This is a genomic window from Bacillus sp. FSL W8-1127, assembly GCF_038006725.1.
Lineage (GTDB): Bacteria > Bacillota > Bacilli > Bacillales > DSM-4216 > Bacillus_O > Bacillus_O smithii.
This window is the reverse complement of record NZ_JBBOVU010000001.1, coordinates 3,148,585-3,162,500: the sequence shown is the minus strand read 5'-3', so window position 1 is coordinate 3,162,500 and position 13,916 is coordinate 3,148,585. Positions and strand designations below refer to the sequence as shown.

General features: G+C 41.8%; 14 protein-coding genes and 2 tRNA genes (1 of these 16 running past the window's edge). 15 read left to right on the top strand and 1 reads right to left on the bottom strand.

Going from position 1 to position 13,916, the window contains the following annotated elements; translation table 11 throughout:
- From NST12_RS14795 to tsaD, 6 genes are all read left to right on the top strand, one after another.
- Positions 1 to 50 (top strand) — tRNA-Met (locus tag NST12_RS14795); it begins 24 nt to the left of the window's first position.
- A gap of 18 nt (positions 51 to 68) precedes the next feature.
- Positions 69 to 144 (top strand) — tRNA-Asp (locus tag NST12_RS14790).
- A gap of 166 nt (positions 145 to 310) precedes the next feature.
- Complete coding sequence (gene tsaE, locus NST12_RS14785) at positions 311 to 766, top strand: tRNA (adenosine(37)-N6)-threonylcarbamoyltransferase complex ATPase subunit type 1 TsaE (RefSeq protein WP_327797529.1); 456 nt, start codon at positions 311 to 313, stop codon at positions 764 to 766.
- Entirely contained in the window at positions 763 to 1,467 is a 705-nt protein-coding gene (tsaB, locus tag NST12_RS14780; protein WP_270584158.1) for a tRNA (adenosine(37)-N6)-threonylcarbamoyltransferase complex dimerization subunit type 1 TsaB, read from the top strand. The genes tsaE and tsaB overlap by 4 nt, the downstream gene beginning before the upstream one ends.
- Positions 1,468 to 1,473: 6 nt before the next feature.
- Positions 1,474 to 1,920, top strand: coding sequence for a ribosomal protein S18-alanine N-acetyltransferase (gene rimI, locus NST12_RS14775; protein ID WP_003354024.1), 447 nt, complete (start codon positions 1,474 to 1,476; stop codon positions 1,918 to 1,920).
- Complete coding sequence (tsaD, locus tag NST12_RS14770) at positions 1,920 to 2,939, top strand: tRNA (adenosine(37)-N6)-threonylcarbamoyltransferase complex transferase subunit TsaD (RefSeq protein ID WP_327797528.1); 1,020 nt, start codon at positions 1,920 to 1,922, stop codon at positions 2,937 to 2,939. The genes rimI and tsaD overlap by 1 nt, the downstream gene beginning before the upstream one ends.
- Before the next feature lie 559 nt (positions 2,940 to 3,498).
- Here the strand turns inward: tsaD and NST12_RS14765 are convergent.
- On the bottom strand, positions 3,499 to 5,430 hold the full coding sequence (locus NST12_RS14765) for an ABC-F family ATP-binding cassette domain-containing protein (protein WP_327797527.1): 1,932 nt from the start codon (positions 5,428 to 5,430) through the stop codon (positions 3,499 to 3,501).
- 274 nt (positions 5,431 to 5,704) lie between these two features.
- Here NST12_RS14765 and moaC point away from each other — a divergent pair, with 274 nt between their 5' ends.
- The 9 genes from moaC to NST12_RS14720 all read left to right on the top strand — a co-directional run bounded on the left by moaC (position 5,705) and on the right by NST12_RS14720 (position 13,845).
- Positions 5,705 to 6,199: a cyclic pyranopterin monophosphate synthase MoaC gene (moaC, locus tag NST12_RS14760; protein ID WP_048624143.1), complete on the top strand. Its 495-nt coding sequence runs from the start codon at positions 5,705 to 5,707 to the stop codon at positions 6,197 to 6,199.
- A gap of 26 nt (positions 6,200 to 6,225) precedes the next feature.
- Entirely contained in the window at positions 6,226 to 6,915 is a 690-nt protein-coding gene (locus tag NST12_RS14755) for a redox-sensing transcriptional repressor Rex (protein WP_003354029.1), read from the top strand.
- Positions 6,916 to 6,938: 23 nt separating this feature from the next.
- The gene (locus NST12_RS14750) at positions 6,939 to 7,112 is read left to right on the top strand and encodes a twin-arginine translocase TatA/TatE family subunit (protein WP_328203447.1); all 174 of its coding nucleotides are present in this window, start codon (positions 6,939 to 6,941) and stop codon (positions 7,110 to 7,112) included.
- A 17-nt stretch (positions 7,113 to 7,129) separates the two neighbouring features.
- Entirely contained in the window at positions 7,130 to 7,888 is a 759-nt protein-coding gene (gene tatC / locus NST12_RS14745) for a twin-arginine translocase subunit TatC (protein ID WP_340396265.1), read from the top strand.
- Positions 7,889 to 8,257: 369 nt separating this feature from the next.
- Positions 8,258 to 9,181, top strand: coding sequence for an efflux RND transporter periplasmic adaptor subunit (locus NST12_RS14740; protein ID WP_340396266.1), 924 nt, complete (start codon positions 8,258 to 8,260; stop codon positions 9,179 to 9,181).
- A 6-nt stretch (positions 9,182 to 9,187) separates the two neighbouring features.
- Positions 9,188 to 9,898, top strand: coding sequence for an ABC transporter ATP-binding protein (locus NST12_RS14735; RefSeq protein WP_003354033.1), 711 nt, complete (start codon positions 9,188 to 9,190; stop codon positions 9,896 to 9,898).
- On the top strand, positions 9,876 to 11,045 hold the full coding sequence (locus NST12_RS14730) for an ABC transporter permease (RefSeq protein ID WP_340396267.1): 1,170 nt from the start codon (positions 9,876 to 9,878) through the stop codon (positions 11,043 to 11,045). Before NST12_RS14735 ends, NST12_RS14730 begins: the two co-directional genes overlap by 23 nt.
- 886 nt (positions 11,046 to 11,931) lie before the next feature.
- Positions 11,932 to 12,603: a response regulator transcription factor gene (locus NST12_RS14725; protein ID WP_048624140.1), complete on the top strand. Its 672-nt coding sequence runs from the start codon at positions 11,932 to 11,934 to the stop codon at positions 12,601 to 12,603.
- Positions 12,604 to 12,618: 15 nt separating this feature from the next.
- Positions 12,619 to 13,845, top strand: coding sequence for a sensor histidine kinase (locus NST12_RS14720; RefSeq protein ID WP_327797525.1), 1,227 nt, complete (start codon positions 12,619 to 12,621; stop codon positions 13,843 to 13,845).
- Positions 13,846 to 13,916: the final 71 nt, after the last annotated feature.

The following is a 13,916-nucleotide window of genomic DNA, read 5'->3' as shown; positions in this document are numbered from 1 at the left end:
TCGTCGGGCTCATAACCCGAAGGTCGCAGGTTCAAATCCTGCCCCCGCAATTGTTTCATCATAAGGATGGTCCCGTAGTGTAGCGGTTATCACGCCTGCCTGTCACGCAGGAGATCGCGGGTTCGATTCCCGTCGGGACCGCCATTCACTAAGTTTTGTTGACGAAACGTTGTTTCGTTCTTTTTTATTTTTGAAATGTAGGGTATACTGCTTATAATACGATGAACGACCTTAGGATTCGCATTATCCTAAGGTTTTTTTATAGACAGAAGCTAATAAAAAGGAATCTTGAGCTAAAAGGAGATTAAGGATGGGCCGATATGAAACTGTAACGAAAAGTCCGGAAGAAACGTTTCGTTTGGCAGAATCTCTTGCAAAAAAGTTGGATGCCGGGGATGTTCTTCTGTTGGAAGGTGATTTGGGAGCCGGGAAAACGACGTTTACCAAAGGCATTGCGAAAGGCTTAGGGGTCGAAAGAACGATTAATAGTCCCACTTTTACGATTATTAAGGAATATAAAGGAAGAATTCCTTTCTATCATATGGATGTCTATCGAGTAAGCGATCCGGAGGAGGATCTTGGATTTGATGAGTATTTTTTTGGACAGGGTGTATGTGTGGTAGAGTGGGCCCATTTAATTGAGGACCAGCTTCCGGATGAATATTTGCAGATTTCTATTTATAATGAGGATATGACAACAAGACGCTTTGTGTTTGAACCTGTTGGAAAAAGATATGAACGGTTATGTGAGGAGCTTTTTTTATGAAAGTGTTAGCGATTGATACATCAAATTATCCGTTAGGCGTTGGATTAGCAGATGAGAATAAAGTGATTGGGGAATATATCAGCAATACAAAAAAGAACCATTCCATCCGCGCAATGCCGGCCATTGAGTATTTATTAAAAGACTGTGAGACTTCTCCCCAAGAATTGGATAAAATCGTCGTAGCAAAAGGACCGGGATCTTATACCGGAATTCGTATAGGCGTGACCATTGCGAAAACGCTTGCTTGGTCCTTGCAAATTCCGATCAGCGGGGTTTCCAGTTTAGCTGCTATTGCTGCCGGCGCCCATTACTACCCGCATTTCATTTGTCCAATCTTTGATGCCAGAAGAGGACGAGTCTACACCGGTTTATACCGTTATATAAATGGTCAGCTGACGACTGAATCAGAAGATCAAAATGTCCTTTTATCCGATTGGTGTGAAGAATTAAAGAGGAAAAAAGAACCCGTTTTATTTATGGGAAACGATCTTTCCCTCCACCGTTCTTCGATAAAAGAAATGTTGGGAGATCAAGCCGATTTTGCGCCGGACACTCTTCACAACCCTCGTCCGGGAGAGCTTGCCAAAATGGGCATGAACATGCCGGAAGAAGACTTGCACTCATTTGTCCCGAATTATATTCGTTTGGCTGAAGCAGAGGCAAAATGGCTTGAAAAGCAAAAGGAACATGAAGAGGGCTGAAGATCAATGGAACGCATACAATATCGATTTATGAGAATCGAAGATATTGATGAAGTGATGGAGGTAGAACATTCGAGTTTCACCCTTCCTTGGACGAAAGAATCGTTTTATTATGAACTGGAACAAAACCATTTTGCCCATTATCTTGTGGTAGTGGTCAATGACAAGGTAGCCGGGTACTGTGGTTCTTGGATTATTTTGGATGAAGCTCATGTCACGAACATTGCTGTTTTGCCTCAATATCGAGGAAGAGGATTTGGCGAAGCTTTGCTGAGCAAAATGATGGAGTTGGCAAGGGAGCTTGGGGCGAAAACGATGACGTTAGAGGTTAGGGTAAGCAATATGCCAGCTCAGTCTCTTTACAAAAAATTAGGGTTTCAAAAAGGAGGTATCCGTAAAGGGTACTATACGGATAATCAAGAAGATGCTTTGATAATGTGGGTGAACTTATAATGGAAAAGGATATGTACATTTTAGGAATTGAAACAAGCTGTGATGAAACGGCTGCTTCCGTTGTCAAAAATGGCAAGGAAATTCTCTCCAACAAAGTGGCGTCTCAAATAGAGAGCCACAAACGATTTGGGGGCGTTGTCCCGGAAATCGCATCACGCCATCATGTGGAACAAATCACGATTGTCATTGAAGAAGCGATCAAGGAAGCCGGTCTAGATTTTTCTCAATTAGACGCGATTGCGGTGACGAAAGGACCCGGTCTTGTCGGGGCGCTGCTCATTGGCGTCAACGCGGCAAAAGCGCTTGCCTTTGCTCATCAAATCCCTCTTGTCGGTGTGCATCATATTGCGGGCCATATTTATGCTAATCGGCTCGTAACGGATATGCGCTTTCCGTTGATAGCGCTGGTAGTTTCAGGCGGCCATACGGAATTAGTGCTGATGAGAGAGCACGGAACATTCGAAGTGATTGGGGAAACAAGAGATGACGCGGCCGGAGAGGCTTATGACAAGGTAGCCAGAACATTGAATCTAACCTATCCCGGAGGGCCGGTCATTGACCGTCTTGCGCATGAAGGAAAAGCATTGATCGATTTTCCGAGGGCTTGGCTGGAAGACGGATCCTATGATTTCAGTTTTAGCGGATTAAAATCAGCAGTCATTAATACTTTGCATAATGCGGAGCAAAGAGGGGAACAGTATCGCCCTGAAGATGTGGCTGCAAGTTTTCAGGCGAGTGTGGTAGAAGTATTGACTGAAAAAACAGTGAGAGCCGCCAAACAATTTCAAGTAAAACAAGTTTTACTTGCCGGGGGCGTGGCAGCAAATCGTGGTTTGCGTAGCGAATTGCAAAAGAAAATGGAAGAATTGAAGGATGTAGAGTTAGTCATACCGCCTTTATCGCTATGTACGGATAATGCAGCCATGATTGCGGCTGCAGGGACCATTTTTTACGAAAAAGGAAAACGAGACGGCTATAACATGAACGCCTATCCCGGATTGGAACTGGATCACGTTTAATCTCATTCTTAGATGTAAAAAAAGGGTTTTTGCGGGGATCCATCTTTAGAAAAATAGTGCTGTTTCTAATCGAGATGAATAATGACGTTTTTTGACCGGCAGAAGGGCGCTGCCGGTTTTTTTGTCTTCCGGTGAGAATCGTGGAAGGGCTTTTTGGTGAAAAGCTGTGGAAAATAGAATCGTCAGGAATCACTATTGTTCATAACATGTGGATAATATGTGGAAAACAAAGTACGTTATGTTAAAAACTTTTTTTAAATGTGGATAAATTTCGAGGATAAATTTGGAATGTTGTCAATAAGTCTGTGGATAATGTGGAAAAATGTGACTTTTGCGGTTGTTTCAATGACAATAATGTGATTTATTTTGTGGATAATTACGATGGTATCAATCCGTCTTGGCAGCGATTTTTTTGTTGATAAAATATCGGAAATAACGGTGTGGAAAAATCGTGTATAAGAGGATTTTCATTTATGGTGTAAAAATCTAAAGAGGCTGTAAGCAATGATGCTACAGCCTCTTTTTTCATAGAGAATACAGGATGTCCGAACAATGAGAACTATAAACTTTCCTGCAATTCCGTCCATTCCTCCATAAGCTGATCAATTTCTGCTTTCAGCTGTTCGATTTCCTGATTGATGGCATGTGCCTTTTCATAATCTTGAAATATGTCAGGCTGAACGAGAAGTGCTTCTTTTTCTGAAAGGAGCGTTTCTTTTTGTTCAATCGTTTGTTCAATTTCTTCAATTCGTCTTCTTTTTTTTCTCTCCGCTTTTTTCGCTTCTTTATCCAGTGCAAACGTGTTTTTCGAAGCGGTTGTGTCGTCATCAGAGGTACGGCGATTTTCTTGTTGTTCCAAAAGCGATAATTCCAGCTGTTCTTGTTTTTTGTTTACATAGTAATCGTAGTCTCCCAAATATTCAGTGGTCCCGTTAGGAGAAAGCTCGATCACTTTAGTGGCAATTCGGTTGATAAAATAGCGGTCATGGGATACGAACAATAATGTTCCCGGATAATCGATCAAAGCGTTTTCGAGTACTTCTCTGCTGTCAAGGTCAAGATGGTTCGTCGGCTCATCGAGAATTAAGAAATTGGCTTTCTTCATCATGAGTTTGGCAAGGGCCAGCCGTGCCTTTTCCCCGCCGCTTAAAGAGGAGACGGTTTTCAAAACGTGATCGCCTGAAAAGAGAAAATTCCCTAAAACGGTCCGAATTTCTTTTTCATTGTAATCAGGAAAATCATCCCACAGTTCATGAAGGACGGTTTTATTTGAAGTTAAATTGGCTTGTTCCTGATCATAATAGCCGATTTCGACATTGGTGCCGAATTGAACAGATCCTTTGATCGGCTGCAGAAGCCCAATAATCGTTTTTAATAGAGTGGTTTTTCCGACCCCGTTCGGTCCGACAAGCGCAATGCTTTCCCCGCGGGTTATGTTCAAATGGATATTTTCACTCACAGGACCGCGGCCGTATCCAATGGCTAAGTCTTTAACGCGCATCACTTCATTGCCGCTTTGCTTTGCAATTTCAAACGAAAATTGAGCCGATTTTTCATCCCCTGCAGGTTTTTCCATCAGCTCCATTTTTTCCAGTCGTTTTCTTCGACTCTGCGCTCTTTTTGTCGTCGAAGCGCGAGCGATGTTTCTTTGGATGAAGTCTTGGAGCTTTTCAATCTCCTCTTGCTGCTTTTCGTATTGTTTCATTTCCCGTTCATATTGCTCTGCTTTTTGAATCAAGTAATCACTGTAGTTTCCATAATATTTTCTAGCCTTATGCCGGGAAATTTCGTATACTTGGGTCACTACTTTATCAAGAAAATAGCGGTCATGGGATACAATCAGAATGGCTCCGGGATAATTTTGCAAATATTGTTCCAGCCATGTTAAAGTTTCAATATCTAGATGGTTGGTCGGCTCGTCCAATATGAGAAGATCCGGTTTGGAGAGCAAAAGTTTCCCGAGGGCCAACCTTGTTTTTTGACCTCCGCTTAATGAGGAAATTTTGGTTTCATAATCATAGTCTTGAAAATGAAGACCGTGCAAAACGGAACGAATATCGGCTTCATACTGATAGCCGCCTTGTTCTTTAAATTGAATTTGCAATTGGTCATATTCTTTCACGATTTTCTTAAATTTTTCCGGATCGTTATAAACGGTCGGATCGGCCATTTGATTTTCCAAATCTCTCAGTTTCTTTTCCATCTCCCGCAGTGGGCCAAAAACGGACAGCATTTCATTCCAAATTGTCAAATCCGATTCCAAGCCGGTATCTTGAGCAAGATAGCCGATCGTCACATCCTTTGGCTTGATGATTTCGCCGGAATCATATGACAATTGGTCCGCGATGATTTTCAGAAGCGTAGATTTGCCTGCTCCGTTTCGCCCTACTAAAGCAATCCGGTCACGTGATTGTATTTCCAGTTTAATATTCGATAAAATAAGTTCAGAACCATAATATTTTGTGAGTTGAAGAACTTGCAGTAGAATCATTGTTTTATTCACCTCAATTGCTATAGTGTAAGTGTACCTTATAGCTCCTTAAATGGGCAATGGAAAGAAACAGAACGGGGGAAGTGTGAGACGGAAAGAACGGGAAATCGAAGCAATCTCTTCGGTCGTTAAGTCAAGCTGCCGGCAGGAAGCCACAACGAAGCATGAATTGACGACGATCTTACATCCGCTGGACATACGTTTTAGATCGATGTCCACATTATACACAGACATTCGCAAAAAAATAGTGTATCATAATGGGGAGGCATTCATCGTGTCGAAATTTACTCATTTTAACGAACAGGGAAGGGCTAAAATGGTTGATGTCAGCCATAAACCAGAAACAGTCCGTACAGCCGCCGCCTGTTCAAGCATCCAAGTAAATGAAGAAATTTATGAAGCCATACAAAATGACCGGATTCAAAAAGGGGATGTGTTGGCCGTAGCACAAGTGGCCGGAATTATGGCGGCAAAGAAAACATGGGATATCATTCCAATGTGCCATCCCATTCCCATTAAGGGGATCGATATTTCCTTTTCGTGGGAGACATACAACGAGAAATTTACTTTGAAAATTTTGGCTAAAGTAAAGACCGTAGGAAATACAGGTGTAGAAATGGAAGCGTTGACAGCCGCTTCTGTTGCGGCTCTTACCGTTTATGACATGTGCAAAGCCGTAGATAAAGGGATGGTCATCGGACCGACCTACTTGCTCGAAAAAACGGGCGGTGTCTCCAGTCCGGACTATAACAGAGATCATCATTCATAGTTTTTGGAAGTTGTGGAGGAATGAGTATGAGTCAAGAAGCCATGAAAATTCCACAAGCGACGGCTAAACGTCTGCCTCTTTATTACCGATTTTTGCAGAATCTGTACGCCTCAGGGAAAGAACGAGTATCTTCAGCAGAATTAAGTGAGGCGGTCAAAGTGGATTCCGCCACGATCCGCCGTGATTTTTCCTATTTTGGCGCCTTAGGGAAAAAAGGCTACGGATATAATGTCAGCTATTTATTGTCGTTTTTCCGAAAAACGCTTGACCAAGATGAAGTGACAAGCGTCGCACTGATTGGCGTGGGGAATTTAGGCACAGCGTTTTTAAATTATAACTTTATGAAAAACAACAATACGAGAATCGAATGGGCGTTTGATATCGACAAAAATAAAATTGGCAAAAAAGTTGGCGATGTAGTGGTATATGATTTAGCTGAATTGGAGGAGCGATTGATGGGCGAGAATGTTCCGGTAGCCATTTTAACCGTTCCGGCTTCGGCCGCCCAAAGTATTACAGACCGTCTAATAAAAGTGAACATCAGTGGAATTTTAAATTTTACGCCGGCAAGAATATCCGTTCCTCCTTCCATTCGAGTCCACCATATCGATTTAGCAGTTGAATTGCAATCATTAGTATATTTTCTGAAAAATTATCCTGAAGAGGAAGAAGTGGAAGAGAAACTCGATAGAAAAAAGGATTTACATCATTTATGATAAAATGAAAGAGGTGGAATACATTGGGAATGGGACCGGGCAGCCTTATTTTAACTGCGATCGCAGCTTTATTAATCTTTGGACCGAAGAAACTCCCTCAGTTGGGGAAAGCAGCCGGGGATACATTGCGTGAATTTAAACAAGCAACTAAAGGCTTAGCAGAAGAAGAAAAAACGAAAAAGAACGACGACAAGTAATGATAGGATGAGCGATCATGAATCGAAAAGACATGACGGTACTGGAACATATCATGGAATTAAGAAAACGTCTCATCATTGTGATCGTTTTCTTTGTGATCGCTGTAATTGTGGGTCTATTTACAGCGGAGCCGATGATTAAATTTCTGCAGCATGCCGATCTGGCGAAAGAGTTGACGATGAATGCATTTCGCATTACGGATCCTATGAAAGTTTATTTTCAAATGTCCTTTGTGATCGCATGCATCTTAACTTCCCCAGTTCTTCTTTACCAGCTTTGGGCCTTTATCAGTCCCGGGTTATATGAAAAAGAGAGAAAAGTCACGTTAAGTTATATTCCTGCTACGGTATTGTTATTTCTTCTCGGCGTTGCTTTTTCCTATTTTGTTCTTTTTCCGTTTGTTCTTCGTTTTATGACAAACTTATCTGAAAAACTGGGGATTCATCAAGTCATTGGAATTTACGAATATTTTCACTTTTTGTTCCAACTCACTATTCCTTTTGGGATTTTGTTTGAATTGCCTATCGTGGTCATGTTTTTAACCCGGCTTGGCATCGTTACACCCAAGTTTTTGGCCAAAATACGTCGTTACGCCTATTTTGTCCTGCTTGTCATCGCGGGAATTATTACGCCGCCGGATGTGATGTCACAGCTCATTGTGACCATTCCTCTTTGTTTTTTATACGAAGTGAGCATTTGGATTTCGCGGATGTCCTATAAAAAAATGCAGAGATTAGAAAGGCAAAGAAGCGAAGAAATCGTGAATGAAAATTAATATCACGATCCGAGAGAAAGGCTGCTCGAGTTTCAGTGGAAGATATATCCCATATTGATTGCGTGAAACGTTCAATAATCTGCTTTATAGTCTGTTCAAAAAACATATCCAGTATATCCTAAAAGAATATACTAAGAGAAAAATAAAAACGAATCCTCTGCTCAAGCAGAGGATTTTAGTTTTGGCGCGAGGAGGGTGTTTACGAAAAAATGAAAGCGATTTCTTTTTTGTGAAACAAAGAAGGCTTTCTAAACGAGAAGTGGTGATGAAAACATGGCGAATTTCGGTTAGGTTTTTTTAAGAAAAAATTAAGAAAGGACCCGCATACTAGGCTTATCCAAATGACCAATGGATAAGAAAGGAGCAGGGATGTTGAAAAAATGGTGGATCCTTTTTGGGATTGTGATTGTCGTTATTGGAATAGGTGGATGGTTTTTTGCCAAAGGAAAAGACAAGCCGACAATGGCACAGGTTCAAACCGCTTCTGTACAAAAAGGAAAATTGCAAGTGAAGGTGAGTGGTTCTGGGACTGTTCAACCTGTTACGAGTACGGATGTCAAAGCTGCTTCCAACAACGAAGTAGACGAAGTGCTTGTTTCTAAAGGAGAGAAAGTAAAGGAAGGACAAGAGTTGGTTACATTTACGGACGGCAGTGATATTACTGCACCGGCAGACGGAACCGTTACATCGATTGGCGTTTCGGATGGAGATCGTGTATCGAAAGGCCAAGTCATTGCTCACATTACCAATTATGATGATTTGCAAACAACGGTGCAAATTGATGAATTAGATATTCCAAAAGTAAAAGTGGGGCAAACGGCCAGTATAAAGGTCAATGCCTTCCCTGATACAACCTATACGGGGAAAGTGACAGCGGTTGCCAATGAAGGGACGGTATCCAATGGAGTCTCGACATTTGATGTAACGGTTCATATGAATAAACCAACGAATGTAAAAGTGGGAATGACAACCGAAGTCAGTATTTTAGTGCAAAGCAAAGACAATGCTCTCTATGTGCCGATTGAAGCAGTACACTCAATCAATAACGAAAAGTATGTAGTGGTTGAAAAGGGAGATGGCTCTGTCGCGCGGCAAACCGTGAAAACGGGAATAAGCAATGAAGATTATGTAGAAATCACAGATGGTTTAGCAGAAGGTGAGGTTGTCCAGCTGCCGAGAGTATCTGCATCGTCTTCGAGCAATGAACAAATGAGCGGCAGAAGAATGATGGGCGAAATGTCTGGTATGGGTGGATTTGGCGGCATGAATCGCGGATTTAACAGAGGGAGATGATCGATGATGACTGAACCGATTATTCGGATGGAAAATATAACGAAATCATATTCGCTTGGGGGAGAAGTGGTTCATGCCCTGCGGGGGGTCTCTCTCCAAATTGGAAAAGGAGATTTTCTTGCGATTGTCGGTCCTTCCGGTTCCGGGAAATCAACATTGATGAATATCATTGGCTGCCTCGATCGTCCTGATGAAGGTCGTTATATCCTCGATGGAAAAGAAATAGATAAAATGATAGACAGTGAACTGGCAACTGTTCGAAATGAAAAGATAGGATTCGTTTTTCAAAATTTTCATTTACTGGCAAAATTAACGGCGTTAGAGAATGTAGAACTGCCTTTATTATATCGAGGAGTAAAGACAAAGGAACGACAAAAAATCGCTTATGAATACTTAGAGAAAGTGGGATTAAAAGATCGAGCCCGTCATTTGCCCAACCAGCTTTCTGGCGGGCAGCAGCAACGGGTGGCCATTGCACGGGCTCTTGTCGGCACCCCGCCGATTTTGCTTGCCGACGAGCCGACAGGGGCTCTCGACAGCAAGACAAGCAAGGAAATCATTCAATTGATGAAACAATTAAATGAGCAAGGACATACGATTCTTCTCATTACACACGATTGGGAAGTGGCTAACGAAGCAAAGAGAATTGTTCGCATTCAAGACGGGCAGCTGTTTGAGGAGAGAGGTGATTTTGTTGGCAATTATTCCATCCATTAAAATGGCTTTCCGCAGCATTCAAGGCAATAAGCTTCGCTCCTTTTTAACGATGCTTGGCATTATTATCGGCGTCTCTTCTGTTATTGTTTTGATCTCAATAGGTCAAGGTTCGAGTAAAGAAGTTGCCAGTCAGATGAACCAGTTAGGGAGCAATTTATTAACAGTGAATGTGATGGATTCGGATCGTGTTCAATTGAAAATGGATGATATCGAAAAGTTTCGCGATATTACAGGCGTAAAAGAAATTGCTCCCGTTGTTTCCGGACGGGTCTATGTAAAAAATGGTACGACTTCGACACAAGTTTCTTTATTGGGAACGAGCTCTTCGTATCAAACCGTACGCAATGCACAAGTCAGCCAAGGTCGCTTTTTATCTGATATCGATGTAGAGTATCGGCAAAAAGTGGTGATTTTAGGATCTGACACAGCGCAAACATTATTTGGTTTTGATAATCCGGTCGGAAAATATATACAAGTGGAGGGCACATCGTTCAAAGTAATTGGAGTTCTGGCTTCAAAAGGCAGTTCGTTTGGACAAAGCGGTGATGATGTGATCATAATGCCGCTTTCGACAGCCCAGCGATTGGTTAAAAACACAAGTATTCAGACAGTATATGTTCAAGGAAAAGATGAAAGTGAAGTCCCGTTTGTTATGGCGCAATTAAAAACAACATTAGCACGTCTATTCCCCAATGATGAAGATAGCTACAGCGTCTTTAACCAACAAGATTTAATGGAAACGATGAGTTCGGTTAACAATACGATGACGATGATGCTGGGCGGAATCGCAGGAATTTCCCTTTTAGTTGGTGGAATTGGGATTATGAATATTATGCTTGTGTCTGTTTCAGAGCGAACGAAGGAAATAGGAATTCGAAAAGCGATTGGAGCGAAGAGAAGAGATATTTTAATGCAGTTTTTGATTGAAGCTGTTGTGCTAAGCGCTCTAGGAGGTGCGATTGGAGTGGGATTTGGATTGGTCATTGGAAAAGGGCTTGCAGCTACGATCGGACTGTCTGTTTCTTATTCTGTCTCTGTTTGTATGGTTGCCTTCTTATTTTCTCTATTCATTGGAGTGGTGTTTGGTGTCTTCCCGGCTAACAAAGCAGCAAAACTGGACCCGATTCAAGCTCTAAGATATGAATAAAGTAAAAAGGCGCAATATGGCTGCATACGGATTGGAGAAGCAAGTTTTAAGAAAAATAGATATCTTAAAATCTCCTGCGAATGTTTTTTATTCGTAAAAGTGACTGGTCTTTTTAAGGGCAAATTCTATGGCGTAAGAAAATAGACAATCGAGCGGCAGAAAAAATAAAAAAGAAATTCTAAAAAGCGATCGCTTTTGGCGACCGCTTTGTCTTATGTGCGCCCGGCATGTACATGAACTATAGGGTGTAAGTCCCGAACCCCGAAGACAGAAGTAGAGGTTAGCCAAGAGCAAGGGTGTCCGTGGTGACGCGGAATCTGAAGGAAGCTGGAGGCAAAACACCGGTCCGAGGAACACGAACCTCATATAAGGCTAGGTATGATTGAGTGAGTTTGCATAACAAAACAAAGCTCTTTCTGTCGAAGGTCATATCGAGTAAATGAGGCGGATAGATGGTGTGAAAGTGCATGTACTTACCCGGGGAGGTCTGGCGGATATGTGAAGTACTCTTCATAACCTACTTAGTGATAAGTAGCTGAACCGTCAGAAGTCAGCAGAGGTCATAGTATTAGTTGGTCTAGAACAACTAAGAAGGACCGAACAATTAAGAGAGAATAGCCCTTGGTATTCAGTGAGTCATGATGAACACAGAAAACGTAGTACCTCACTTGAGGGAGGAAGCGGTGAATCCCGTGGGAGACCTCTTGGAGGGTGGAGTGACCACTGGCATAAAGAGAACAGCTATTCACGGAAGTTATAAAGACTTGCGTCAATTATCTTAATTGAACCGCCGTATACGGAACCGTACGTACGGTGGTGTGAGAGGACGGGAGTTAATCGCTCCCTCCTACTCGATTATTAGAAGTAAGAGAAAGAAGGGAGATCCGTGAGATTATTAGTAGTTGAAGATCATGTAGATTTGTTGAAATCGATGATTGACATCTTATCGGATGAGTTTGAGATCGATAGTGCCACAGATGGCGAGGAAGGGTTATATTTAGCTTTGCAAAATATTTATGATGCCATTATATTGGACGTTATGCTGCCGGGAATGGATGGTTTTGACATCGTGCAACGAATTCGGAAAGAAGAGATTGATACACCCGTTTTATTTTTAACGGCAAAAGATTCTCTCGAGGATCGGGTAAAAGGCTTGGATTTTGGCGGAGATGACTACTTAGTCAAACCGTTTTATGCTTCGGAGCTAAAAGCACGCATTCGAGCGTTATTACGGCGCAGTGGCAGTTTTACAACCAAACAGACTATTTGCTATCGAGGGATTGAGCTGTACGGAAAAGATAAGGATGTCATGGTAGATGGGCACCCTATTAAATTAACGGCGAAACAATACGAGCTATTAGAGTATCTTATCCATAATAAGGGAACCATTCTAACAAAAGAACAAATTTATGATCGGGTGTGGGGATTTGATTCGGATACAACGATTGCCATTGTCGAAGTATTCATTCATCATCTCCGCAAAAAGCTTGAACCGTTTGGCTATCACACAGATATTCAAACGGTTCGTGGCGTCGGATATAGGTTAACAGACCAATAGGCAGGAGAGAAAACGATGTTTCAACGCACTCATCTTCGATTGACGCTGTTAAATTCTCTTGTTTTTTTCGTTTTAATTAGCTTATTAGGGACGGCTCTCTATTCATACATGCATGCTCGTTTATATAAAGACGTGGATGCATCGCTTATGCATATAGCGGAACGAGAAGCAGATAATGATAGACCGTGGGAAAAGGACGTTCCTTTTTTTCGGGATCCCCGTGTGTTTATCGTGTTTTGGAATGAAAAAGGAGAAATAATCGACTTAGGTCACGACGCAACCATTTTCACCCAAACGCCTATCGAGAAACCTAAACAATTGAACAAACTGTATGATATGAAGATTGAAAATTTTTATTTCCGAACGATTGCATTCCAAATGGATACGGAATTCGGAAAGATTACGGTACAAATTTTTCGAAGTGTCAATTCCGAAAAAGAGATTTTAGATAAGCTTTTATTGATCATTGTGGCGGGATGCGTGATCGGAGGACTGTGCGCCGTAGCAGCGGGATATTTTCTTGCAGGGCGAGCACTGGTGCCGATTCAAAGAGCATGGCAAAAGCAGCAGCAATTTGTTTCGGACGCTTCTCATGAATTGCGGACGCCATTAGCAGTGATACAGACAAAAACGGATTTATTGTTCCATTCTCTTTCCTCGACCATTGAAGAAAAAATAATGGATATTTCCGTAATCGCGAAAGAATGTAGACGACTTTCCAAATTAGTCTCTAACTTGCTTATCTTGGCACGCTCAGATTCCAATCAAATAGAATTAAAAAAACAATCATTTCGATTGGATGAGTTGATTAGAGAGATTGCCGATACTTATTCAGAGATTGCTTCCTATCAACAGAAGGAAATAACGATAAACGTAGAATCCCCGATTTTATTTACTGCGGATAAAGAACGAATCCATCAATTACTGGTCATCCTATTGGATAATGCGATCAAATATACTAAAGAAGGGGGACGCATTTACATCTCTTGCCGTCAAACTTCTTCTTCCATTACCCTTGAGGTGCAAGATAATGGAATCGGGATTGCCAAAGAAGAGATTCCGAAAATTTTTGATCGTTTTTATCAAAGCGATAAAGCACGGACGAAGTCAGATGGGGCAGGATTGGGACTTTCCATTGCCAAGTGGATTATTGAAAAACACAATGGAAAAGTAAAAGTGGACAGCCAATTAGGAGAGGGAACTCGCTTTGAAATGACCTTTCCAAAACAATCAAAAAGATGAAGGGACACCCGCATTTCTTGAAGTGACCCCTGTCAAGTAGACAGGAAATAAAAAAGGACACTTAAGTAGCC

Bases quoted from the DNA above. Each gene is read 5' to 3' on its own strand.
- tsaE (WP_327797529.1), top strand. From the start codon at position 311: ATGGGCCGATATGAAACTGTAACGAAAAGTCCGGAAGAAACGTTTCGT.
- tsaB (WP_270584158.1), top strand. From the start codon at position 763: ATGAAAGTGTTAGCGATTGATACATCAAATTATCCGTTAGGCGTTGGA.
- rimI (WP_003354024.1), top strand. From the start codon at position 1,474: ATGGAACGCATACAATATCGATTTATGAGAATCGAAGATATTGATGAA.
- tsaD (WP_327797528.1), top strand. From the start codon at position 1,920: ATGGAAAAGGATATGTACATTTTAGGAATTGAAACAAGCTGTGATGAA.
- NST12_RS14765 (WP_327797527.1), bottom strand. From the start codon at position 5,430: ATGATTCTACTGCAAGTTCTTCAACTCACAAAATATTATGGTTCTGAA.
- NST12_RS14755 (WP_003354029.1), top strand. From the start codon at position 6,226: ATGAGTCAAGAAGCCATGAAAATTCCACAAGCGACGGCTAAACGTCTG.
- tatC (WP_340396265.1), top strand. From the start codon at position 7,130: ATGAATCGAAAAGACATGACGGTACTGGAACATATCATGGAATTAAGA.
- NST12_RS14740 (WP_340396266.1), top strand. From the start codon at position 8,258: ATGTTGAAAAAATGGTGGATCCTTTTTGGGATTGTGATTGTCGTTATT.
- NST12_RS14735 (WP_003354033.1), top strand. From the start codon at position 9,188: ATGACTGAACCGATTATTCGGATGGAAAATATAACGAAATCATATTCG.
- NST12_RS14720 (WP_327797525.1), top strand. From the start codon at position 12,619: ATGTTTCAACGCACTCATCTTCGATTGACGCTGTTAAATTCTCTTGTT.